The organism is Longicatena sp. 210702-DFI.1.196 (assembly GCF_020563125.1).
In the GTDB taxonomy this organism is placed as follows: domain Bacteria; phylum Bacillota_I; class Bacilli_A; order Erysipelotrichales; family Erysipelotrichaceae; genus Longicatena; species Longicatena caecimuris.
In genome coordinates this window covers 83,853-108,289 of sequence record NZ_JAJCPX010000007.1, presented here as the reverse complement: position 1 = coordinate 108,289, position 24,437 = coordinate 83,853, and the positions used below count along the sequence as shown (strand labels likewise).

General features: G+C 36.5%; 19 protein-coding genes and 1 pseudogene. 17 read left to right on the top strand and 3 right to left on the bottom strand.

The window, feature by feature from the left end:
• The first annotated feature begins 339 nt into the window (after positions 1 to 339).
• The 17 genes from LI241_RS05245 (at position 340) to LI241_RS05165 (ending at position 22,946) form a co-directional block, all read left to right on the top strand.
• Positions 340 to 1,170: an ABC transporter permease gene (locus LI241_RS05245; protein WP_008690542.1), complete on the top strand. Its 831-nt coding sequence runs from the start codon at positions 340 to 342 to the stop codon at positions 1,168 to 1,170.
• A 13-nt stretch (positions 1,171 to 1,183) separates the two neighbouring features.
• Complete coding sequence (locus tag LI241_RS05240) at positions 1,184 to 2,023, top strand: ABC transporter ATP-binding protein (RefSeq protein ID WP_008690543.1); 840 nt, start codon at positions 1,184 to 1,186, stop codon at positions 2,021 to 2,023.
• Between the two features lie 70 nt (positions 2,024 to 2,093).
• Complete coding sequence (locus tag LI241_RS05235; protein WP_008690545.1) at positions 2,094 to 3,137, top strand: acyltransferase family protein; 1,044 nt, start codon at positions 2,094 to 2,096, stop codon at positions 3,135 to 3,137.
• 15 nt (positions 3,138 to 3,152) lie between these two features.
• Complete coding sequence (locus LI241_RS05230; RefSeq protein WP_008690547.1) at positions 3,153 to 4,301, top strand: CDP-glycerol glycerophosphotransferase family protein; 1,149 nt, start codon at positions 3,153 to 3,155, stop codon at positions 4,299 to 4,301.
• A complete protein-coding gene (locus LI241_RS05225) occupies positions 4,294 to 5,952 on the top strand; it encodes a CDP-glycerol glycerophosphotransferase family protein (RefSeq protein WP_017144753.1) in 1,659 nt (552 codons plus the stop codon). The genes LI241_RS05230 and LI241_RS05225 overlap by 8 nt, the downstream gene beginning before the upstream one ends.
• Positions 5,953 to 5,954: 2 nt before the next feature.
• Positions 5,955 to 8,687, top strand: a complete 2,733-nt coding sequence (locus LI241_RS05220; RefSeq protein ID WP_008690551.1) for a CDP-glycerol glycerophosphotransferase family protein — start codon at positions 5,955 to 5,957, stop codon at positions 8,685 to 8,687.
• A 90-nt stretch (positions 8,688 to 8,777) separates the two neighbouring features.
• Positions 8,778 to 9,503 (top strand): 2-C-methyl-D-erythritol 4-phosphate cytidylyltransferase, encoded by a 726-nt coding sequence (locus LI241_RS05215; protein WP_008690553.1) that lies wholly within the window; start codon positions 8,778 to 8,780, stop codon positions 9,501 to 9,503.
• A gap of 20 nt (positions 9,504 to 9,523) precedes the next feature.
• Positions 9,524 to 10,576 (top strand): NAD-dependent epimerase/dehydratase family protein, encoded by a 1,053-nt coding sequence (locus LI241_RS05210; RefSeq protein WP_008690556.1) that lies wholly within the window; start codon positions 9,524 to 9,526, stop codon positions 10,574 to 10,576.
• Between the two features lie 199 nt (positions 10,577 to 10,775).
• Positions 10,776 to 11,834 carry a hypothetical protein gene (locus LI241_RS05205; RefSeq protein ID WP_226896998.1) on the top strand — a complete coding sequence of 353 codons (1,059 nt, stop codon included), beginning with the start codon at positions 10,776 to 10,778 and terminating at the stop codon, positions 11,832 to 11,834.
• A 146-nt stretch (positions 11,835 to 11,980) separates the two neighbouring features.
• Entirely contained in the window at positions 11,981 to 14,395 is a 2,415-nt protein-coding gene (locus LI241_RS05200; RefSeq protein WP_008690558.1) for a glycogen/starch/alpha-glucan phosphorylase, read from the top strand.
• A gap of 429 nt (positions 14,396 to 14,824) precedes the next feature.
• Positions 14,825 to 15,994 carry a M20 family metallopeptidase gene (locus tag LI241_RS05195; RefSeq protein ID WP_008690559.1) on the top strand — a complete coding sequence of 390 codons (1,170 nt, stop codon included), beginning with the start codon at positions 14,825 to 14,827 and terminating at the stop codon, positions 15,992 to 15,994.
• Between the two features lie 207 nt (positions 15,995 to 16,201).
• A complete protein-coding gene (gene pulA / locus LI241_RS05190) occupies positions 16,202 to 18,319 on the top strand; it encodes a type I pullulanase (RefSeq protein WP_008690560.1) in 2,118 nt (705 codons plus the stop codon).
• A gap of 264 nt (positions 18,320 to 18,583) precedes the next feature.
• On the top strand, positions 18,584 to 19,438 hold the full coding sequence (locus LI241_RS05185) for a DegV family protein (RefSeq protein ID WP_008690561.1): 855 nt from the start codon (positions 18,584 to 18,586) through the stop codon (positions 19,436 to 19,438).
• Positions 19,439 to 19,570: 132 nt separating this feature from the next.
• A complete protein-coding gene (locus tag LI241_RS05180) occupies positions 19,571 to 20,425 on the top strand; it encodes a DegV family protein (protein ID WP_008690562.1) in 855 nt (284 codons plus the stop codon).
• A 767-nt stretch (positions 20,426 to 21,192) separates the two neighbouring features.
• Complete coding sequence (locus tag LI241_RS05175) at positions 21,193 to 21,420, top strand: hypothetical protein (RefSeq protein ID WP_226896999.1); 228 nt, start codon at positions 21,193 to 21,195, stop codon at positions 21,418 to 21,420.
• 322 nt (positions 21,421 to 21,742) lie between these two features.
• Complete coding sequence (locus LI241_RS05170; protein WP_008690564.1) at positions 21,743 to 21,940, top strand: hypothetical protein; 198 nt, start codon at positions 21,743 to 21,745, stop codon at positions 21,938 to 21,940.
• A gap of 37 nt (positions 21,941 to 21,977) precedes the next feature.
• Positions 21,978 to 22,946, top strand: a complete 969-nt coding sequence (locus LI241_RS05165) for a hypothetical protein (RefSeq protein ID WP_008690565.1) — start codon at positions 21,978 to 21,980, stop codon at positions 22,944 to 22,946.
• A 41-nt stretch (positions 22,947 to 22,987) separates the two neighbouring features.
• On the opposite strand, the pseudogene LI241_RS15965 reads toward LI241_RS05165, so the two are convergent.
• From LI241_RS15965 to LI241_RS05150, 3 genes and pseudogenes are all read right to left on the bottom strand, one after another.
• Positions 22,988 to 23,065: pseudogene (locus LI241_RS15965) on the bottom strand (IS3 family transposase); the annotation flags it as partial.
• A 73-nt stretch (positions 23,066 to 23,138) separates the two neighbouring features.
• Positions 23,139 to 23,927, bottom strand: a complete 789-nt coding sequence (locus LI241_RS05155) for a hypothetical protein (protein WP_017144755.1) — start codon at positions 23,925 to 23,927, stop codon at positions 23,139 to 23,141.
• The gene (locus LI241_RS05150; protein ID WP_008690567.1) at positions 23,914 to 24,393 is read right to left on the bottom strand and encodes a sigma-70 family RNA polymerase sigma factor; all 480 of its coding nucleotides are present in this window, start codon (positions 24,391 to 24,393) and stop codon (positions 23,914 to 23,916) included. The genes LI241_RS05155 and LI241_RS05150 overlap by 14 nt, the downstream gene beginning before the upstream one ends.
• Positions 24,394 to 24,437: the final 44 nt, after the last annotated feature.

Genomic DNA, 24,437 nt, shown 5'->3' with positions numbered 1-24,437 from the left:
TGGTAAAAAGTATTATGGCTCTTACAGTACGATGAAACCTTGCAAGACTAAGTAAGCTTAAAAACCATCTTATGGAAAGAAAAAGAAGTGTTTCTATCGCGAATATTGTGCGTAAGAAACACTTTTCTTTACCTGTACCACCTTCCTCCAACCATATGCTTTTTCCTCTGTAATCATCAGGTATCCATGAAATATTACCTCTTTGATACGATGGTAAGAAATGTATATTCCCCTTAGAAATGGTAAAAAAACTCTAGTTTCTACTTGCTATATGTTGTATAATGTGGTAGATTGTGCAAATAGTGCTTATAGGAAGCAATGAAAAAAGGAGTATTGTATATGTTTAAAAGCGTACAGTATGTAGTAAAAGAAAACTTCTCTAACTTATATCGTATATTCTGCATCGCAAAGTATGAATTACTTGCGGATATGCGTGACTCTAAGTTTGGATTATTTTGGAATTTTGCATCACCGGCAATTCAGGTGCTTACATATTTCCTGATTTTTGGTTTGGCATGGTCAAGAAAACCTATCAAACATGATGGTATTGAAATTAATTATCTGCCTTGGTTGGTCGTTGGGTATGCGGCATGGTGGTTTATTCAGCCATGTATTCAGAATGGTTGTAATGCCATTTTCTCCAAAACCAGCGTTATCACCAAAATGAAATTCCCTGTCAGTGTCTTACCGGCAACGATTTGTGCGAAGGAATTCTTTAATCACCTTTGTATGATGCTGATTGCGATCGTGATGTTATTTATGTGCGGATTCTTCCCGAATGTATATTGGTTAGGATTGATTTATTTCACGATCTGTTCCTTTATATTCGTTGAATCTGTCACCTTGATCTTATCCGTCTTAACGATGTTGTGGAGAGATGTCAGAAAACTGGTAACTTCGCTAATGCGAATGCTGATGTATTTTTCACCCGTTATTTGGGAATGTCATTTTGCGGCAAGTGTTCCATTTCATAATATCCTAAACATTATTATGAAATTAAATCCGGTGTATTATATCGTAAATGGCTACCGTGATTGTATTTTCTATAATAGATGGATATTTGCTCACCCGGCACAGACGATTTATTTCTGGGGAGTAACGATTGTCTTATTTGTAATTGGCTGTATGCTGATGTATAAGTTTAAACGTAAGTTCATTGACTTAATTTAGGCAGGTGATAAGAATGGCAAAAAATACATATGAAACAAACCCTTATGCGGTTGAATTACATCATATTTCTAAAATTTATAAATTAAAGAAAAAAGACGGACAAAAGTCAAATGATAATGAAAGCTTTTATGCGTTAAGAGATATTAGTATCAAAGTTGAAAAAGGCGATGTTGTTGGCGTGTTAGGAACCAATGGTTCCGGTAAATCAACGTTATCCGTTATTTTAGCCGGTATATCCGATATTGATGGCGGGGAAATGAATGTTAGCGGAGAACAAGCCTTAATTTCCATCAATACTGGGCTGAATCAACAATTGACCGGCTTAGAAAATATCAACGTTAAGGGTGCTTTGATGGGCCTTTCTAAAAAACGTATTCAGGAAATTACAGAGGACGTTATTGAATTCGCAGAATTAGGCGATTTCTTATATCAGCCGGTAAAAAAATATTCCAGTGGTATGAAATCAAGACTTGGTTTTTCAATATCTCTGGCATTGGATCCGGATATCTTTATTGTCGATGAAGCCTTATCCGTAGGAGATAAAGGATTCGCCCAGAAATGTATGAATCGTATGAAAAAACTGCGTGATGAACAAGGAAAGACAATTTTCTTTATCTCACATGCATTGCCACAGGTACGAGAATTCTGTAAGACGGGCATGTGGATTGAAGGTGGAAAACTTATTGAATTTGGTGAAATTAATGAAGTATGTGACCACTATTCAGAGTATGTAGATAAATTGAATGCAATGAGTGATAAAGAAAAGAAGAAAATGTTAAATGAAAAATTTGAACAGCGAATCATTCATAACTATAAAGAGGGATTCTTATCTAAATTATTCACGAAAAAATAAAGCAACAACATCGTTGTTGCTTTTGCTCTATAGTTGAAAGGGTTAGAACATGCGATGAAAGGAGTTTTTTATGGATAAAGCAGTTGAAAATACAACGACGAGATTAGTGTGGCTAGACCAATTAAAAGCTATTTCCATGTATTTCGTCGTTTTAGGTCATTCACTGTTAAAGTTTAAAGAAGGAAAAGTATTTCGTTTTATTTATTCCTTCCATATGCCATTATTTTTCATGATATCCGGCTTAACATTTCGTCCTGATAAATATACGACTATCATGGATTGTGTGAAAGATAAAATCATAAAACTAGCTCATCCCTACATCATGTTAAATATATTATCCTTGCCTTTTTGGTACATCAACATGAAAACCCATATGATCCAACCGGATTCTTTGATAGAAGTTTTATTCGGTGTCTTTTATTCCAATAGCGCCGTTGTCAGAGCTCCATCCAATGCGACATGGTTTTTAATGACCTTATTATTTGCTGAGGTTATTTATTATATGATACATTATTATTTAAAAGATGATAAATCGGTCTTCTTAATGTCGTGTATCTTGGGTGTCATCGGTGTTATGGCACCGTTGGGAAAAGAGTTTTTGGATGCTCCATTCCATTTTGATGTATCTTTAGTTGCGCAATTTTATTATGGTTGTGGCTATCTGATAAGAAAGTATTTTACGAATTTCATGAATGCCTTTAAGGAGCATTATCGCTTTAAAATCTTTCTGTTGTTCTGTGTGGGAACCTTTTCGGCATTTATCAATAAGCAAGTAGATATGAGCAATGAGCTGTATCGCAATATCACCTATATGTTGATTAGTTCTTTCTCATTATCCTTCATTCTCATCTTTCTTGCGAAAAAGTTTAATTTCCACTCGAAGCTATTATCCTATATCGGACAGAATACCATTATCATATTAGCTTTGCACATCCCTATGTTACGTATTCTCCAAGCGGCTTTCCCGATTTTTTTAACAAGTCAGTTTTATGCCGTGTTAGCATCCATCATCATATACTTCATCATGGTGATATTTATATGGTTTATTAATCGTTATTTATATTTTATAGTAAAAATGCCCAAAAGGTTCCAAAACATAATTCATCGATTTTAAGAACGGAGTGAAAAGATGCAGGCAATTATTAAGCTAGGTACCGCAGCCTTAAATGTTTTATATTTTTTCATAAAACTTTTACCGGTAAAAAATAAAGTTGTCATGATATCCCGACAATCAAATACACCATCCATAGATTTCATCTTGTTGAAAAAAGCTCTTCAACAACAAGATGCATCCGTCGATGTCGTGTTTTTATGTCACACCTTGGATGGCGGATTAAAATCATCGTATAAAGATAAAATCAAATATGCCTTTCATATGTTGAAGCAGATGAAAGAGATTGCCAGCAGTAAAGTGATCGTCTTAGATACCTATTGTATCGTCATCTCTCTTTTAAAACATAGACGTTCTTTAAAAATCATTCAGATGTGGCATTCGATAGGAACGATGAAAAAATTTGGTTATACCGCATTGGATACGGCAGAAGGAACAAGTACGAAGATTGCGACGGCCATGCGCATGCATGAACAGTATTCCTATGTATTCGCCAGTTCCCCTGCTTATCAAGCCGATTTAGCAAAGGGATTTCATTGCCCTGAAGACATTGTACGCATTTATCCTTTGCCAAGAGTGGATATCTTAACCGATGCTTCTTATAAACAAGAAATGCGTAAAAAGCTATATCAAAGATATCCAATCTTGAAAGAAAAGCAAGTTATTTTATATGTTCCAACATTTAGAAAAAAGGAAACGATGATGCAGACATATGTTGATAAACTGTGTGATGCCTTATATGATGATCAGATCTTAGTGGTAAAACGGCATCCATTATCAAAGCTGACGATTCACAATCCTCATGTATTGGTTGATACTTCCTTTACCTCCTTTGATATGTTGTTTGTTGCCGATGCTGTTATCAGTGATTATTCTTGTATTATTTATGAAGCGGCTTTATTAAATATCCCTCTGTATTTTTATAATTTTGATATGCAAAATTACACCGGTAAACGAGGTCTTGCGATAGACTATGAAAACGAGCTTCCCGGAGTCATCAGTAAAGATCCTAAAGTCATTATTGATTCTATTGAAAAAGAGCCGTATGATATGGATGAATTACAACGCTTCTGCAAAAAATATGTGGTATATGATGGGAACACCAGTCTTCATATTGCCGATTTTATATTGAATTTGATGAAAGAAGGAAACGATGCACATGAATAAAGTTATCATAACCGATATGTATTGGCATAATATTTATCTGACATTATCTTTACAAGGGGATGCCATCAAGGACTGCCATTTTTATGTGACGGATTTAAAAAAAGTATATCCTTTGGAACAACCTGTAGACAATAAGCTGACGATAAATATGGTAAATATTAATGAAACCAAACTTTTAGATAATGGGAAATGGTATTTTTATTATGAAAAAGATCATGAAAAATATTATCTCAGTATCACAGCGGCATGTGGATATAAATTGGAACAATTGGATAAGCTGTATCGTTATGGCCAAGAATGCTATGCCTATGCCATTAATTTTCAGATTAGCGATATGGCGGTTTTACAGAAAAAAGCGACGCAGACTCCTTTGGTCATCCATGGGGATGAAGAAGATTTGATTTTATGTGCCTTTACCACTTATATGAAAAGAAATGATCATCCCAATCGAAAAGATGTGCGCTTAGAATCAAAATCTTTCAAACAAGGATGTCGGAAAGTAGCTTTTATTCTTACCAAAGCGGCAATCAGAGGGATTTTTGCGGTATTAAGCAGCTGTCGTAAAAAGGATGGCAAACATGTGCTCTTCATGTCTGAAACAAGAACACCGATTGGCGGTAATTTAAAAGCGATTGATGATCGTATGAAAGAACGCGGTTTAGATAAAACTTTTAAAATAAGTTATTCTTTCTCAAAAACCTTGCAGCAAAGCAAGTTTAAAACTTTTTTTACATGGTCAAGATTGTTGTGGCTCATTGCGAAACAGGACTATATTTTTGTGGATGACTATGTCCCTATTTTTAAAACGATTACTTTAAGCTCTAAAACAAAACTGATACAGGCATGGCATGCCGGAGTCGGCTTTAAATCGGTAGGATATTCACGTTTTGGAAAAGCCGGCTCACCATTACCGAAAGATTCATGTCATCGTAAATATGATTATGCCTTAGTAGGCAGTAAAGGCTTAATTCCGGTTTATGAAGAAGTTTTCGGAATTGATCGTTCGCACTTTTTAGCAACCGGATTGCCACGTTTGGATAATTATTTAGATGAAGAACGCATAAACGCTTATAAAAGGAAGTTCTATCAGGATTTCCCGGAATTAAAAGGTCGTAAGATCATCATGTTTGCACCAACCTATCGAGGAAATACGCAAAGTGATGCATATTATCCATATGATAAGATTGATATGGATGGTATTGCAAAGCTTTGTGAACAAGACTATGCCTTTATCTTCAAGATGCATCCTTTTATTCAGGAAAAAGTGGATATTCCTGTTGCTTATGCAACCTATGTGAAAGATTTGTCACAATATGGTGATATCAATGATATGTTTTATATTACGGATATCTTAATTACAGATTTTTCAAGTAATATTTATGAATTTGCGTTACATAAAAAGCCAATCATTTTCTATGCGTTTGATAAAGATTATTATCAGCTGCGCCGAGGGGTGCATCGCAGTTTGGATGATGCGTGCGGTAAGGTGTGTACAACGTTTGATGAGGTCTTATCGACCATTCGTAATAAAACTTTTGAAATGGAAAAACTGGCTGCATTTATTGAAGAATGCTTTGATACACATGAGAAACGGTCGAGTGATATCGTGATAGACAGCATCCTTTTACATGAGAAAGGAAAGAGGTGTTGAGTATGGATGAAAGAAAACTGACAATTGTATTGACGATGCAGAATGGGGTAGAAGGGCTAGCGAAAACATTAGAAAGCCTGCGCCAACAAAAAGAGAAAGCTTTTCAGCTTATCCTTGTCTGTGCACCAAAAGATAGGGAAACGGTGGAAAAAGAAGCATTGTCATCTTTTCATGCGAAGCTTATCGAAAGTGATGCCAACCTGCGAGGAGCCTTATTGAATCAGGCGATGCAATATGTTGATACAACTTATGTGATGTTTATGGAAACCGGCGATACGATGAATCATCATTTCATCAAGAAAGCAATGAAAGTAATGGAAGAAAATCCTGCCGCTACCTTTGTTGTCGGTAAATCCTATTGTAATAACCCATTGATGACAAAAACACGCAAACAGCACATTTTAAGTAAACTTTTTATTGAAGAAGATACTGTCTATGATCTGTCACAAGAGTATTCTGCTTTACATACCGCTTTAGATTCTTCCATCTTTCATAGTGAAATGATCAAACGGATAGGATTTAATGAAACTCTGCCATTTGAAGCAGGCACCGATATGGTGATGAAGCTTCTATTAGAAAAACCGGTTTATGCCACCGTAGCAAAAGCGGAATATGAATACTTTGCGCCACGTGAAAATCAAGTGCTTTATCATGTCCCATCCCATGATGCACGCTGGTATCATGAATCTTTGCAGAGCTATCTTTTCCCATTGTTAGAATATGCGAAAAAAACCCAGAAAACGATTCCGGCCTTTTTACAAAATTATTGTGTCTATTATGTAAATTGTCGGATGATGGCCAATAAAGATAATCGCAATAAAAAAGTCGTCTTAGGGAAAAAACTAGATACGTATTTAGATTTAGTCCAAACATTATTTCTACAGATTGATGATTATTATCTCTTGAATCAAGATGAATTGTCCTATATGACAAAAAACCCGGAGATTCGTTGCATGTATTTGCGTATCAAATATGGCAAAGATCAAGTAGCATATACTTATCAAAGTGTTTTGGATGAAGAGAATGAGCGGGATGTAGAAATGTGTTTTCATGGTTTGCGCATCTCTTCTTTGAATAAACATCGCTTTACGATCAATGTCATGAATTACATTCAGGGAAAGATTTGGATCGATGGTTCATTGATCAGTATCTTTCAGCATGGGAAGGTAGAATATTACGCAAAATTTAATGGGAAAGAATATCCGGTAGTAGATACTGATGCATATTCCTTAACAAAATACTTTGGGGTCCCAGGGTATCGCCGTCTCACATATCATCTGGAATTTCCTTTAGATGAGAAAAAAGCAATGCAGAGAATTACCTTCTATGCCCGCATTCAGGGAGAAGAATATCAGATGAAGATTTCATTTGCGAATCATTGGGCAAAACTATCCAAGACACCGCGGTATTCCTACTGGCGCTTCCATAAATATTTATGTCATCATGCCGATAATGGTATTACCATTAAAAAAGCGACGAAGACAAATGTCATAAAACGAGAGATACAATTCCAATTAAATTTAATTAAAAACCATCATAAAAAAGATTTTGCGGCCTTAGGCTTTCGTTGGTTATATTGGATCACGTATCCATGGTATAAGAATAAACGCATTTGGCTCATGTTGGATAAGTTGTATAAAGGCGGAGACAGTTGTGAATATCTATACCGCTATAGTGCCAACTTTGATGATGGCATCACGAAGTATTATTTGATCAATGAAAATACAAGTGATTATCGAAAGTTGAAGGAAGATGGCTATACGCCTTTAAAGAACGGCTCGTTAAAGCATAAACTTGTTTTTGTCCACGCCGATATTGTCTTAATAACGAATTCTCATTTATTCCCATTTAATGGCTATAATAAGAGTACTTCTAAATATATCAGAGGCTTATGTAACTTTGGCTCCATGTGTCTGCAGCATGGATTATCGGTGCAAAAGTGTGCAATCGCCCAGCGCCGTATCATCGATAATACCCTGATGTATTTTTTAGCAAGTAAGTTTGAGTATGAAAATTTATCCAAACATGCTTATGGCTATCAAGGATTTGATATTTTGAAGTTAACCGGAATCGGACGTTATGACGGCTTAATTAATAATGATAAGAAACAGATCTTATTATCACCGACATGGCGTATGTACAATGCCTTGCCTGTAACAACTAGTGAAGGTGAACAAAGAGGCTATAATCCGGAATTTAAAAATTCAACATATTTCCATGTGTATAACAATTTAATCAACAATGAACGATTATTACGTTGTGCAAAAGCTTATGGATATAAGATTAAATTCTTGCTGCATCCAATCTTAAGTTCGCAGCTTGAGGACTTTACCAAAAATGATGAATTAGAAGTTATTCCTTCCGTTGGTGATCTGAGCTATGAAAAAATCTTAACCGAATCCAGCTTAATGGTTACCGATTATTCCGGTGTGCAATTTGACTTTGCGTATATGCGAAAACCGATTGTGTATTTCCATCCGGATGTTTTGCCGCCACATTATGATGATGGTATCTTCTTCTACGATACGATGGGCTTTGGTGAAATATGTACAAAGAGTGAGCAGCTGATTGATATGTTATGTGAATATATGAAAACAGGCTGTGTCATGAAAGAGGAGTATCGCAAGCGCGCAGATAATTTCTATGCTCAAAATGATCATCATAATTGTGAGCGAATTTATCAGGAAATTATGAAATTCCAGAAACAAATCGACATCGATAAGCTGCGTGTTTAGATGATATATTACGAAATCGTCAGTTGTTAGAACCTCTGTTTAGGAGTATAATAAGGCTGATGAAAACAGATACAAACGAGGAGGATTCATATGAATATAGCAATCATTTTTGCCGGTGGCAGCGGGGTACGTATGGGTGCCGGAATGCCAAAACAATTTTTAGAAATCAATGGGAAACCAATCATTATCCATACCTTAGACAACTTTCAAAATAGTCCATCCATTGATAAGATTTATATTTCTTGTAAAAAAGACTATATCACGACATTACAAGATCTGACAAAACGTTTTGCGATTACGAAGGTGTGCGGCATTGTGGAAGGTGGAAGCAACGGACAGGATTCCATCTATCGTGCATTGCGTGCAGCGGATGCAGAAAATGACAAGGATGCCATCGTCTTGATTCATGACGGAGTACGCCCGTTTGTCAGTGAAGAAGTGATTCAGAAAAACATTGAATGTGTAAAACAGCATGGCAGTGCTGTTACCTGTACCTCTTTCTTTGAAACACCGATTTTAAGTAAAGGCGGCGAAGAAGTAGAAGAGATGCCATTGAAAAAAGAAATGTTTACAGCACAGGCACCACAGAGCTTTTACTTAGGTGAAATCATGGATGCGCATAAGAAAATGCGAGAACTAAATCCAGACTATGTTGATATTGCCGATTCTTGTAACTTATATAAAAATCTGGGTAAGAAAATGTACATCGTTGAAGGAAATCGCGGAAATATTAAAGTAACGACGCCGGAAGATTTCTATATTTTACGAGCATTATTGCAATATCGTGAAAATGAGCAGATCTTAGGCTTAAAATAGATTGAGGAGGCTAGGCTACTATGAATCCAATAGTAAAAGAAGATTTACAACGTATCTGCGCACAGGATATCGCTTGGGATAAATTAAAAGATGCCGCCGTTTTGGTTACCGGTGCCAGCGGAATGGTAGGAACCTATTTTGTGCGGACCGTTTTAGCATTAAATGAAACAAGAAAGATGAATGCTACGGTTATCTGCGTTGTGCGTAATCCCAAAAAGATACCGGAAGATATAGCAAACAATCCGGCCGTAACAATTGTGGCACATGATGTAAGTAAGCCGATGGTATATGATGGAAAGGTTGATTATATCATTCATGCCGCAAGCCCGGCCAGTCCATTGATCATGCGCGAAGATCCGGTAGGTACGATTGCGGCTAACACACTAGGAGCTTTCTATACGCTAAGTTTAGCGAAAGAGAAGAATGCCAAAGGCTATATGTTTATTTCTTCCCGAGAAATTTATGGACAGCCAGATGAAAATCAGGAATTCTTCTATGAAAATACGTATGGTCTTGTGGACCCATTAGATGCTAGATCATGCTATCCTGAAGGGAAAAAAGCGGCTGAAACCATGTGTGCTTCTTTCCATAAGCAGTATGGTTTACATACGAAAATTGCACGATTAGCCCATACATATGGTCCAGGCATGTCCATTTATGATGGCCGTGTCCAGGCGGACTTCTTGAAGAATGTCCTATTCAATGAAGATATTGTATTAAAAAGTGATGGATCCAGTGTACGAACTTATACCTATATCGCAGATGCCATTGCCGGAATGTGGCGCATTTTACTAAACGGGGAAGAACTGGCATACAACATAGGAGATGAAAACGGAAAAGTTTCTATTCGTGAATTGGCTGAATTGTTAGTGAAGATAAATCCCGAGAAACATTTAAAATTATGCTTTGATATTCCTAAGGATGCGAACACAGGATGTGCACCGTTTACTATGGGAATTTTATCAAGTGAACGCTTGCGCGAGCTTGGTTGGCAACCACTTAACACAATTGAAGAAGGATTTACAAGAACATTACGTTATTTGGAGTATGAAAAAGCAAACGGAAGATTATAACAACTTAAGTCTTACGGCTGCCATGATCTTATAAGATTGGTAAGCAATAAGACTTTTTCTTTTCTTCATAAAAGAATGGGGTGTTCCTATCACGTGAATTGTTATCTCCATATAGAAAGAGTATAAAAGATAAGTAATTAAGGAAAGTTAAGATGTGTCGTATGAGACTAGGAGTATAATGCAGGTGGCAGGTGGTCATATGAAAGTAATGAAGAAGGGTATGGTATTGTTATGTGTATGTTTTTGTTTCTTCTTGAAAGGGAATACGCAAAGAGAAATCTTTGCGGAACATCTCGATCAATGTACAACTGCACAAAGTGATGGAATCCAAGGCTTTTATGAAGAAAAAGAGAATAGCTTAGATATCTTATTTCTTGGTGATAGTAATTTTACTCGCTCCATCAATCCTTTGATCGTATGGAAACAAACAGGTATCATCTCCTATACACTGGCAAGCGCGACACAAACAACATGGACCAGTACTTACCTATTAAAAAGCACCTTGCGCTATCAAAAGCCAAAAGTGTTGATTATTGACGCAAATTTATTTCGTGCTCAAAATGAAGGAAGATTAGCGCGCAATTGCGCGGCAATCAATGCCATGAAACCAGAGAAAGAACGCATGCAAGCTATACGACATTTGCTTTCTTATACGGATACCAGTATGGATGAACAAACAAAAGCAACGTTACTTCATTCCTATGTAAGAGATGTAATACGAAATCGTCTGACACCAAGAAAGCAGCAACCAGATAACAAATATACAACACATGGCTTTATTATGAATACCAAAATAGAACCATTCTATGACCGTGATTATATGCATAATAATGAACAAATACCAGTACTTGATCCTACCAATCAACAAGGGGTAAAAGAGTTAATCAGACTTGCGAAAGAACAGAAAATGCAGATCTTATTGTTACGCGTACCGGGTGCTCGAGAATGGTCCTTTTCCAGAGCGCGTTTGGTAAGTGAATTTGCTGAAAAAGAACAGGTTGATTATCTGGATATGAACCTAGAACCTTATTCATCTAAGATCAACTGGCAAACAGACACAAAAGATGGCGGTTATCATATGAATGTCTATGGCGCCGAGAAGGTAAGTGGCATGATCGCCGCTTATATTCAGCAATCTTATGGTATCAGCGGCAATAAAGACAGCGAAGTGAATAAGCAATTTCAGAGGGATTATAACCATTATCAAGATAGGAAACAGCACAATCAAAAGGAAAAAATTGAATATGATTTTACCTAAAAAATAAAGAAAGCCTTTACAGTTGAATGAATTCACACATCTTTCGCATAATGAATATAGTAACTGTATGCATTTCTTAATTTCATTTGTAATTAAGAGACAAATATTGTAAAATTAATATGTTACTGAGAGGAGTAAGCGAGTATATGATAAACGAATTCAAGAACAAGAAAGAGTTTCAAGAAGAGTTTAAAAGAAGAATTATTGAACGCTACGGCCGTTCTATCGAACAGGCGCACATAACAGAAAAATACATGGTTTTAGGGGAAATGGTTAGAGATTATGCCAGTGTTCACTGGAACGACTCAAAGAATGCCATCGCAGAGAAGAAAAGCAAGCAGATGTACTATTTCTCTATGGAATTCTTAATGGGACGTCTTCTGACAAACAACCTGATGAACCTCGGTATCTATGATTTAGTCAAAGAAGGTTTAGCTGATCTGGATCTGGATATTAATGAACTTGAAAACCTGGAAAGTGATGCAGGATTAGGAAATGGAGGTCTGGGAAGACTGGCAGCCTGTTTCCTGGATTCTTTAGCATCTTTGAATTTACCGGGCAATGGAAACTGTATTCGTTATGAATATGGATTATTTAAACAGAAAATTGTAAATAATGAACAGGTAGAAGTACCTGATCAATGGCTGTCTTTAGGTAACGTTTGGGAAGTGCGAAAACCAAAGCATGCAGTCAATGTTAAATTCGGCGGTCATGTGGACATGTGGATGGGAGAAGATGGCAAGGCGGTTGTAAACCATGTGCCAAGCTTGGTTGTTCGTGCGGTTCCATATGATGTACCTGTGGTTGGCTATGATACGAAACTGACCAATACGTTACGTCTGTGGAGTGCAGAAGTTGCCGATGATGCATGTGATGCGGCTAACTTGAATGAATATGTAAACGAAGTTCGTGAAATCTGCCGTAATGTTTATCCGGATGATTCTACAGAACATGGAAAATTATTGCGTTTGAAACAGCAATATTTCTTTGTTGCGGCAGGATTAAATAACATTATAGATGCGCATTTACGCGTATATGGAACATTGGACAACTTTGCGGAAATGAATGCCATTCAGTTGAATGATACCCATCCGGTATTGTGTATTCCGGAAATGATGCGTATCCTGTTGGATGATTTCCGTTACGAATGGGATGATGCTTGGAAAATCGTAACAGAAACGATGGCATATACGAATCATACTGTTTTAAGTGAAGCATTGGAAAAATGGCCGATTCAGTATGTACAAGATTTATTGCCACGTATTTATATGATTATCGAAGAAATCGACCGTCGTTTCAAATATGCCTGCTCTCATGATTTAGGACGTTCTGATTTAATGAATGAATGTTGTGTAATCAAGGATGGACAGGTGCATATGGCAAATCTTGCCATCATCGGTTCGCACAGTGTGAATGGTGTTGCGGCTTTGCATACTAAAATCTTAAAAGAAGATGTAATGAAGAACTTCAATGATTTATATCCTGGCAAATTCAACAATAAGACGAATGGTATCACACATCGTCGTTGGTTGTTGTATTCTAATCCACAATTAACACAGTTGTTAGAAAAGACCATTGGTCCTGCATTCAAAAAACATCCTGAAAAATTAGAAGATCTGATGAAGTATGTAGATAACAGCGAAGTTCAGAAGAAATTCATGGATGTGAAGATGGAACGTAAGAAAATACTTGCGAAGTACATTAAGGATACCTTGAACATTGACATTGATGTAAATTCCATCTTTGATGTACAGGCGAAACGTTTACATGCTTATAAACGTCAGCTGTTAAATGTGATGAACATTATTCATCTCTATTTCCGTATGAAAGCAGATCCTAACTTCCGTATTTATCCTAGAACCTTTATCTTTGCCGCAAAAGCAGCACCTTCCTATACCTTTGCGAAGGAAGTTATTAAGCTGATTCACTGTGTGGCTGATAAGGTAAATAACGATAGTGATATTAACCGTTATATGAAGGTCGTATTCATTCCGAATTATGGGGTATCCATTGCGGAAATCCTGATGAATGCTGCCGATGTATCAGAACAAATTTCTACAGCCGGTAAAGAAGCAAGCGGTACCGGTAATATGAAGTTTATGATGAATGGTGCGATTACCTTAGGTACGATGGATGGTGCTAATGTGGAAATCGTAGAACGTGTCGGCTATGAGAATGCTGAAATCTTCGGTCTTCGTGCAGATGATGTGGCCTTGATTCGTCATGAAAATTCTTATGATGTTTGGAAAAAATACAATCAAAACGGTGATATTCAGAAGGTTGTCAATAGCTTGGTAGACAGTACCTTCTCAAATGATTCTAAAGATTTCAAACAGATTTATAATGAACTGATGTTCAAAAATGATGAATATCTGTTGTTGGCAGACTTTGAAGCTTATGTGCATGCGCAGGGCAATATTGAACAGCGCTATCGTAATGCAGAAGCATGGGCAAGAATGTGTCTGATAAATATCGCACAGTCTGGCTATTTCTCAAGTGATCGTACGATCCATGAATATGCACGTGATATTTGGAATATTAAACCGGTGACGGTTAAATAAGAAAGATTTTTCCTTGGAAATAATCAACTGGGAGGTATGGCAATTGCACTATTTCGCAATCGTGTCATGCTTCCTTTTTTTATGCTTAAATTTACTCATGTGGCTATTTTTTTCTTCATAAACACGGGAAAGAACGCTTACCAAATACATAATTTCAAGCATTCACATAAATGAGAGGCGATAAGCTTAATTCTGTTGTGTACTATTACTACATCCCAGCTTATCAAAAAGGATAAGTGCGGTAACGAACGCTCACGCAAAGAGGTATCCTGTTCCCTTGATGCATAAAGGGGTTATTATGAAGTGTTAATGATGGAAAAGGGCATAGATACACGCATGCCTTGAGGATACTTGCTTTATAAAAAGCTGTATTTGCAATTTTATGTGAATTTCGTTAAAATAATAGGCAACAGAAAAGGGGTAATGAAGATGGAGTTAAAAGAAAAGTTAATCACAAGTGTTGAAAAAAACTTAGATACTTATATGTCCTATGTACAACATATGTACGATCATCCGGAAATCGGTAATGAAGAATTTGAAACGATGGAGTTGTTAAGTGAAGGGTTATTATCTTTTGGTTTTGAAACGCAAAAGGCTTTCGTTGTGCCAACTGGTTTTCAAGCAGTGTATAAAAGTGGCAAGGCAGGTCCGGTAATTGCATATTTATGCGAATATGATGCTTTGCCGGAAGTGGGACATGGTTGCGGACATAATTTGATTGCGGCAACATCCATTGCTGCGGGAGTGGCCCTAAAAGAAATCATTGATGATATTGGCGGAGAAATACGTGTGATAGGAACACCGGCAGAGGAGAATTTCGGTGGGAAAGTGTCTATGGCGAATGCGCATGTTTTTGACGATGTGGATGTGGCGATGATGATTCATCCAGATACGGAAGATGGAGTCGGGGGCAGAACTTTGGCATTGTTACCATTGAAGTTTGAATTTTATGGTGTAAATACACATGGTTGTTCACCTGAGCATGGAAAATCAGCCTTGGATGCAGCGGTTATGAGCTATATCGGCATTAATCTGCTACGCCAATATGCACTGCCAAATACATATATTCACGGTATTATTCGTGATGGTGGTGAAGCTGCCAATGTCATTCCGGCCTATGCCAGTTTGGAATATTATTTCCGTGGAACCTCTATGCAGTATGTAAAAGAGCTCAGTCAGCGAGCAATTGATTGTGTTGAGGGAGCTTGTAAAGCGAGTGGCTGTACCTATCAGGTAACGACATATGAATGCCCTTATGAAGACTGTGTCATAAATTATACCTTATGTGATTTGTTGAAAGAAGAATATGTGGCATTAGGCAGAACGGATGTGAAACCGGTAGATGAGGTGCCAAATGGCTCTAGTGATATCGGAAGTGTCAGCTATTGTTGCCCGGCATTGCATGGCTATATCAAGATTGCCGATGCATGTGTCAATGGACATTCAAAAGAAATGGCAGCAGCTACCATTCATGAGGCAGGAAGAAAAGCTTTACGTGATGGTGCCATCACATTGGCGAATCTTGGTAGAAGATTACTCATGGAAGAAGATTTATTACGAAAGGTACAGGATGAATTTCATAAAACGCTGAAACGTTAAAGGAATCATCCTTTTTCTAAGGAACAATATGAGGCAAGATGCAACTGCTTAGCAAAGATGTAAGCATGTATGCATACAAACGATGAAAAGATGCCGTTAGCTTTTTTAGCCGGAAATGATATTAAAATAAGGTGCTTTGCTAGGAAATTCCACTTGAGAATGATAAAAAGGAGAAAGTCTGTTATAATAAGGTCAAGGTGATAAAATATGCGACAACAGAAATATTATGAAGCTTATCTGGATGACTTTGATAAGATAACTGTATTTATGTCTCGTAACAGCTATGAAGGTGTCAGTAATAAGTTTTATTTGAAAGACACCAGAGGACATATTTATGATCTCCATATTCAGTCTATTGAAACAACTCATAGCAATTACAATAAATATACGTTGGCTCTTTATGATTCAATTGAAATAGGAAATGAGTATTATGTAGTGCATCAACATGCACGCGCTACCGTTTTACAATACAGCGCTGTTGTAAAAACAGCGAAATTTGATGAATTGTTTTATTATGATGGGGATGATTTAGGTTATACGTATAATGAAAAAGCCACATCTTTTGCATTATGGGCACCTACAGCTTATCGTGTAAAGTTAGAAATCATGAAAAATGATGTTACGTATACGTATGAGATGAAACGTAGTGAACATGGGGTATTTCGTTATTCGATATTAGAAAATTTAGAAAATGCGACCTATGTATACCTTGTCAGAGTAAATGGCGAATGGAAAGAGACCATTGACCCATATGGTGTATCTTCCATAGAAAACAGCAGACGTTCGGCTATTGTTGATTTGGCAAAGATTCGTGTAAAGGATTATCCTTTACCGCCATTGCAAAGTTCATGTGATGCAATTGTGTATGAGACAAGCGTGCGTGATTTTACGATGCAAAGCAATATCGGAGTAAGCTGTCCTGGAACTTTTCGTGGATTTGTGGAAGAAAATGAACAAACAAAAAGCATGCAGACGGGTTTTTCTTATTTAAAATCATTAGGCATTACACATGTACAGCTGATGCCGGTCATGGATTTTGGATCTGTTGATGAAATTTATCCTTTATTACATTACAATTGGGGATATGATCCGGTCCAATATCGGGTCTTTGAAGGCAGTTACAGCAGTGAACCGAATAACCCTTATAGCCGTATATTTGAATTTGTGAAACTGGTGGAAGAATGCCATAAAGCAGGCATTCGTGTCAATTTAGATGTAGTCTTTAATCATGTATATGATAAGGAAGAAAGCTTCTTTGACAAGACGGTCCCTAGTTATTATTTTCAAATGAATGAGCAAGGCGATTTTTCTAATGGTACTTTTTGTGGGAATGATGTAGACAGTAAACGTCGCATGTGTGCTAAATATATTATCGATGCTTGCAAATTCTTAGTAAAAACTTATCATATCGATGGATTGCGATTTGATCTCATGGGCATTTTAGATATTGATACCATGAATGCCGTCTATCGGGAATGTTGCGCAATTAATACAGATTTTATGATCTATGGGGAAGGTTGGGATATGCCAAGTTTCTTAGATTTCCGTCAGCGTGCAAGCATTGGCAATAATGCTCAAATGCCATTTATCGCACATTTCTCTGATCGTTTCCGAGATGTTGTAAAAGGTCGCACGGCAAGCAATGAAGTGAATGTAAAAGGATATTGCAGTGGCGCATTGTATCTGATTGATATTATGAAAAACTGTTTAAGTGCCAGCTGTACAAATGAAGGAATGGAAGCTATGTTTGCCAATCCTCGAAATGTTGTGAATTATGTGGAATGTCATGATAATATGACTAGCTGGGATAAATTGAAAGAATGCTGTAAGGAAGATAGCAAAGATATCCGCATCGCAAAGCATAAGATGATGATTGCGGCGGTTTTATTAGCGCAAGGGATTCCTTTCTTACACAGCGGTCAAGAATTTGCCCGTAGTAAGCATGGATTACCAAATACGTATGAAGAAAGTGATGAGATAAATAAAATAGATTATCTGCGTCGGAATCAGTATCAAGACATCGTGGAATGTACAAAAGAGCTGATTAAGCTGCGTAGAGCACATGCCTGTCTGCGTTATTGCCGCAAGGAGGATGTAGAACAGCATGTGCATTTTGACACCATCCAAAATAAGGCATTGATTTACAAACTGCTAGATGATACAGAAGAAATGATCATTCTGTTCAATCCTTCACAGGAGTATTTCACTCACGATATGAATACGGCTTATAAATTATTGTATTACAATGGCAAGGCAGAGGATATTTTGATTCAGAAAGTAAATGTAGAACCATACAGTGTCATTGTCTTTACCAGAAAGCTTTGATGAAAAAAGCGTCTATTGTAAATGTACCTAAAGTTTCCTTTAAGTGATGCTAGTGGTATGTATGACAATAGACGTTTTATTATGAGGGGTAAGCTTTTTATAATAAAAGGTATCTAGATATATGCTATCTAGTATGGGCATATACATCCTTTCCGAATTGTCGTTTGACATTCAAACTTCATCTGTTATAATATAAAAGCAAATCAGGATTGTTTGATAACCTGAAATGTAATGATAAGCCGTACACGAAAGGGAGGGTTACCTATGAAAACAGCGATTGTAACCGACAGCGGAAGCGGATTAAATAAACAACAGGCAGATGCTTTGGGTATCTATTATCTGCCATTGCAAATTATTGTAAACGACAACATGTATCTGGACGGGGTGGATATCCAGGTAGAACAAATATATGAGATGTTGAAACAAGGTGAAATGCCGACAACATCAATGCCGCCAATGGGAATCATTGAAGAATTATTCCATAAATTAAAAAAAGATGGATATGAAGATGTAATCGCGATACCTTTAACAAGTGGCTTATCTTCAACATCCAGCGTGATGCATGCAGTTGCGAAAGAATGTGAACTGAAGCTGCATATTATTGAAACGTATTCTACTTGTAATATACAGTGCTACTTAGCAAAATGCGCGCAGCAGTTAGTAAAACAGGAGGTTGCGGCAGAAGAAATAGTGAAACGCTTGCAGGATAGTGTGGCACATAGTGATACATTGATCATTCCTAACGACTTACAGCATTTAAAACGTGGCGGAAGATTAACACCGTTAGCAGCTGCTTTAGGTGGTTTGTTAAAAATTAAGCCTATTTTAAAGCTGGATGAAGGTTCACAAGGTAAAATTGATGTATTTGACAAGGTGCGTACGATGTCAAAGGCGATGAGCAAAGCCGTTACTACATTTCAAGAAACAAAGCTTGATGATGCGTATACCTTAACCGTTTTACATAGTGGTTCAGAAGAGGAAGGGTTAAAGCTGAAAACTTTGATGGAAGAGGCTTTCCCTGGAATGGAACTCTATTTTGGGCTCATTGGTGCTGTGATTTCTTGTCACACCGGGTTAGGATGCTTGGGTATACAATACATCCGCAAAGTTAAAATGTAAACATTTGAGGAGGAATGAGGAAGCCTCCTCTTTTTACGTGCCATCCCAAGAAGAATGACAACTTCTGGCGAATGGCTTTTCATCTTCTATGAAATAAAGTATAATATGTGTTAGATATTGGAGGGGTTTACCATGAAAACAGCGTTTGTGACAGACAGTGGAACAGGTAAAACAGTTGAAGAATTAGCAAAGGAAGGTATTTTCAGCGTACCTTTACAGGTGAGCTATGACAATACAAACTATCAAGATCTGGAAGAATTAAGTATTGACCGCATTTATGAACTTATGCGTGATGGGGTGATGCTATCTACTTCATTGCCTTCACTTGGGAAAATTGAGGCTTTATTTGAACATTTAAAAAATGACGGATATGAACAAATTTTTGCCGTACCGATTTGCAGTGGACTAAGCGGTACGATTAACGCTATGGAAATGTGTGCCAGAACAGTAGGTTTAGCATTTGCTTATGTTGATTGTCATGTTACGGCGGTGGTACAGGAATATATGATAAAGACAGCCAAAAGGCTGCATGAAGAAGGCAAGACAATTCAAGAAATCAAAGATGTGTTATCTCGTATCGTGGAAACGACAGATACTTTGTTGTTGCCTAATGATCTACAGCATTTAAAGCGTGGCGGAAGATTAACACCGTTGGCCGCAACCTTAGGGGGATTATTAAAAATCAAACCAATTCTGAAAATAAATAAAGAAACCAATGGAAAAATTGATGTTGTGGATAAGGTCAGAACCATGCATAAAGCAATGGATATGGCGATTGAAATCATGCGTAATGAGCATGTGGATGATAGTTATATGATAACAGTCGCACATGCGGATGATGCAGTAGAAGCAGAATATTATATGAATAAGATCAAAGCAGCCTTTCCTAATGCAAAGCATCAAATCATTAAGCTGGTAAGTGTCGTGGGAGTACATACCGGCAGAGGCTGTCAGGCTGTACAATATTTTAAAATGATACAGGAGTAAGGAAAAAGACCAATAACTTACGTGCTAAAGATTAGAATAAACAGGAGAAGATGAAATCAATCAAATCCTGTTTTTTCATGTGTTTTATATGAAAGCCATGTGCCCAAAAGAACTTTTTCAAGCCTTTTTTAAAAGTTAGTATTCCAATAATACCGTGTCAAGTGTTGAAATAAGGTTTGGGTTTCTCATTTCATCAAAACCTAGATGCATGTTAAATTATTGATCTTATGTTAAATGGTTTGCCTTATAATTTTCATTTTTTCAGTGAAAAAAAGAGCAAAAATCTGATTATCAGCATAATCACAGGGATTTTAAGTAATATAAACGAAAAATAAAAGAAATTTACCACTAATTTACTACGATTGAAAGAACCTTGATACGACAAAGAAAACAGCATAAAAAAGCAAAAATGGCATTTCATACAGAATATGAGATGTCTTTTTTGTTGGTACGATACAGCATAAGTATTCTTTTTCTGCTTGACTATTAATCATTTTTTAGAACATGAATTGTCAAGAGCCTGTTGCGTAAGCAATGCTTGCACTCTTGATAAGACATGGGATAAAAAATATTATGACAGATAGCAGAAAAGTAATGACTACATACTGGGTAAATGTTATAATCTTATTGAAATATAAATAAATTTTTTAAACAATTTGTTTTTTATCTAAGGAGGTTTTTTATGTTTGGCTTTGGAAAAAAACAGAATAAATCTTTATTCATAATGGGCACAGATTTTCGGTATATTGATAACTGTTCCTTGTTGTTTGGATATACCTTATTTACTCTCTGGTGATTTAGTTGAAGTTACAGGCGAAGTCACACAAGGCTCAATGTCTGGAGAAAACTCTAATAGTGAAAGAAGAATACATATTAGAGATGATAAAACGAGAGAAGAACATTCATTAAAGTATTGGGGAACAGGTAGTGATATAGGGGATAAAATAACTGTAAGATATTTACCACATACAGAATATGGATATGTAGTTGAGTAATATGAAAAATTCCCGTTTTATATTATGCTATATTATTAGTTGTAGAGACGGAGTGATCCAGACACGGTGGCAGGAAAATCTCTCGGATTTTTCTGCCATGTCTTGCAAGTGGCTGGTTCACTTCGTCTGTGAGTGAGCCTGTGGCGAGCGAAGATTAAGCCCCCGTTATCTAACAAGGGGGGCAGAAAAAACAAAAGACAATAGACATTTACAAACGTAAAACGTTGTATTTACAAGGTAAAACTGCATTTTATAAGGTGTGATATAAAAAGTATCTATTTCACATGGCAAATATATAAACTTATCAAGGAGGATTATATAAATGAATATTGCAATGATTTTAATAGGTGTTCTTATTTTTCTTTCTTTTCCATTTATTGTTTTGCAAAAAATCAAAAAAACGAAACAAGAAGATACATACGAGGCAAAGAAAAAATTAAATGTATTTCTTATTTGTATAATGCCTGTTCCAGTAATAGCTATTGTGCTTATTTTACTTGGTCTTAAAGCATTTATATAGTAAACATCGGAACTTTACAAGTGAAATGAGGGACTCTATGGATAAAAAGGAACTTATAAAACTTTATTTACAAAATGTGGATAAAATGTTCGGATATGCCAACATGGACGCATATATTGATGAGCGATTAAAGAAATATATGAAATACTGTCAAAGTAAAAAGCAAGAAGAACAAATTATTATATGGCTGAAATTATTGCATGAAAATTTCAGAAAAAAGATTGTTTATTTAGGAAGTTATCTAGCATTACAAGAAAAGGATATGAGCTACTTAAATAATGCATTCAATTCGGCAGTAACATGGGGACAACTCACAATAACAAACAGCAGTTGCGACCATTCCATTTACGCTTGGAATGTTTTACCGCATATATTCTGTGCAAACCGCTTTCGTGATATTGAAAATATATTTCCAAAAGAAAACGGACTTAGTAAGAATGGGTTAAAATCTGCGTGCAGTATTACAAATTTAGTGATGTATCTGTATTATCAAGAACCTGCGTGGAAACAATATGTGATTGAAGAAAGCAAAGGATTTTTGCAAGGAAAACATACATCAGAAGAAATGGCAGTGATAAGCACTTTCCTTTCATTGTTTGAAAAAGATTGGGAGAAATTTTCATTGGAATTAGCTAATCTCTGTAAAGCACATAAAAAATCAAAAGATTATGGCGAAAATCCGTTTACAAGAAAAATTTCCTTTTTTGCATTTGGATTGTATAACTTTGCAAGGTACTTGTATAAAGAAGAAGCGAAAAATATCATACTTCCTCAAAACGAATTTTTATTCGAGGATTTTAGAATTTATCAAGAAAGCAACAATTATCAAACGGGACAATCGTTTTGCGTTTTTGAAGAACCGCTATTGCTGTTGAATGATCTTGAAAAAATTGATTTACCGATTATGCACTTAACAGCGGGTAGAAAAAGGACTTTAGATATTGAAAATTACAGACAAGAAGTGATAAAGAAAATACAAGCACTTCATTACAATCAGAGCAGTTAGTCTTAGGATTGAAGTGAACCCATAAAGTTGGACACAGATTATCACACCCGACTGATTAAGGATTGATTCCTATATTGTATAGGAGTTAATCCTTTTAATTTTACTGTGATTCTTTGTGTATTATAATAAAAAGCTAGGAATTAAATCGATTTAACTCCTAACTTTATAATACAAAAGTCCCTTTTAAAGGGACTAATCATGATTGCCATGATGACGGTTTTGATGATGTGTTTCCTGATTACTCTCATGTGCACGCTCACTATGACAGCCTTCAGGTACAGCGGAATCATCGTATTGTTCTAATAGCGCATATAATTTTTTCATACTATAGTTTGACAATTCTTCAATTGTATAAGCTGCATCATAAGAACGTATTTGTTCAATCACACGATATTTGCCCTGACTTGTATGATGCATCTTGGCCGCTTCATGTGTCTTGGAATCAATAGATGCACAGTGATATCGTTTTGCCGTAGCATTGCTTTTCAGATAAGCGCCAATTTCTTCCTCTAGACTTTTTTGCAGAGCTGCATCATCGGCATAGATACCGACTTCCAAGATACCATTTGCTAAATATTTCTGATAGGTAGCATTCGCAAATAATAAAGTTAATGCCTCATCAAGTTCTTTGTTTTTAAGATCAATGCTCGCTAAAATCTGTTTCGCATCTTTATTGTAAGCTTTTGTTTGTAAAATGCGATGTTGCGCATCCACAGATAATTCCATACTTGGATTCACATCTAAGGTGATGGTTGAGGCAATGGCTGCCGGTGAAGTTGGTTTTGTTGGAAGATCATCAACTTTCCAAGGCTGCCAAAGCATAACCAACAAAACACTGATCGCACATACGAGTGCTCCTTGCCATATTGGCAATGTTTTCTTATGACGTTGTTTTGATAAAACATACTGTAATGTTTTTTCTTTCGTTTCTTCACTGGCATGCAGCTGATCTAAGTCTTTTAATGGATTAGTCAAGATCATCACCTCCCAGCATGATTTTCAAATCATCTTTTGCTCGTTTCAGCCAGGTATGAATCGTATTTTCTTTCTTTTGCAGAATATCTGCAATTTCACGAATCTTATAACCTTCATAATAATATAAATAAATAACATTGCGATAATTTGGTTTCAAATGAAGAACAGCATCCAACATTGTGGAATGCATAGAAGTAACACTGGGTGCATAACTTTCCAATTCATCACTCAAAATGACCTTACGGCGAAACCATGTAGTTAAAGTATCATGACATTCATTGATGGTCACCCTAATCAGCCATGCCTTTTCATGTTCATCATCATGAAAGCTTGATTGTTTCGCATATTTCAAAAAGACAGATTGAAAAACATCATCCACATCACTCTCCTGTTTCATATGGATAAAGCAGATTTTGCGAATCATGTCCGCATAACGATGAATCGCTGTCCTCAATTCCTCTTCACTTCGCATGGTTTCCTCATCCCTTATTCTTAGTATACTGAATTCTAATTGTT

Coding starts and splice junctions, on each gene's coding strand:
- LI241_RS05245 (WP_008690542.1), top strand. CDS start 340: ATGTTTAAAAGCGTACAGTATGTAGTAAAAGAAAACTTCTCTAACTTA.
- LI241_RS05240 (WP_008690543.1), top strand. CDS start 1,184: ATGGCAAAAAATACATATGAAACAAACCCTTATGCGGTTGAATTACAT.
- LI241_RS05235 (WP_008690545.1), top strand. CDS start 2,094: ATGGATAAAGCAGTTGAAAATACAACGACGAGATTAGTGTGGCTAGAC.
- LI241_RS05230 (WP_008690547.1), top strand. CDS start 3,153: ATGCAGGCAATTATTAAGCTAGGTACCGCAGCCTTAAATGTTTTATAT.
- LI241_RS05225 (WP_017144753.1), top strand. CDS start 4,294: ATGAATAAAGTTATCATAACCGATATGTATTGGCATAATATTTATCTG.
- LI241_RS05220 (WP_008690551.1), top strand. CDS start 5,955: ATGGATGAAAGAAAACTGACAATTGTATTGACGATGCAGAATGGGGTA.
- LI241_RS05215 (WP_008690553.1), top strand. CDS start 8,778: ATGAATATAGCAATCATTTTTGCCGGTGGCAGCGGGGTACGTATGGGT.
- LI241_RS05210 (WP_008690556.1), top strand. CDS start 9,524: ATGAATCCAATAGTAAAAGAAGATTTACAACGTATCTGCGCACAGGAT.
- LI241_RS05205 (WP_226896998.1), top strand. CDS start 10,776: ATGAAAGTAATGAAGAAGGGTATGGTATTGTTATGTGTATGTTTTTGT.
- LI241_RS05200 (WP_008690558.1), top strand. CDS start 11,981: ATGATAAACGAATTCAAGAACAAGAAAGAGTTTCAAGAAGAGTTTAAA.
- LI241_RS05195 (WP_008690559.1), top strand. CDS start 14,825: ATGGAGTTAAAAGAAAAGTTAATCACAAGTGTTGAAAAAAACTTAGAT.
- pulA (WP_008690560.1), top strand. CDS start 16,202: ATGCGACAACAGAAATATTATGAAGCTTATCTGGATGACTTTGATAAG.
- LI241_RS05185 (WP_008690561.1), top strand. CDS start 18,584: ATGAAAACAGCGATTGTAACCGACAGCGGAAGCGGATTAAATAAACAA.
- LI241_RS05180 (WP_008690562.1), top strand. CDS start 19,571: ATGAAAACAGCGTTTGTGACAGACAGTGGAACAGGTAAAACAGTTGAA.
- LI241_RS05170 (WP_008690564.1), top strand. CDS start 21,743: ATGAATATTGCAATGATTTTAATAGGTGTTCTTATTTTTCTTTCTTTT.
- LI241_RS05165 (WP_008690565.1), top strand. CDS start 21,978: ATGGATAAAAAGGAACTTATAAAACTTTATTTACAAAATGTGGATAAA.
- LI241_RS05155 (WP_017144755.1), bottom strand. CDS start 23,927: ATGATCTTGACTAATCCATTAAAAGACTTAGATCAGCTGCATGCCAGT.
- LI241_RS05150 (WP_008690567.1), bottom strand. CDS start 24,393: ATGCGAAGTGAAGAGGAATTGAGGACAGCGATTCATCGTTATGCGGAC.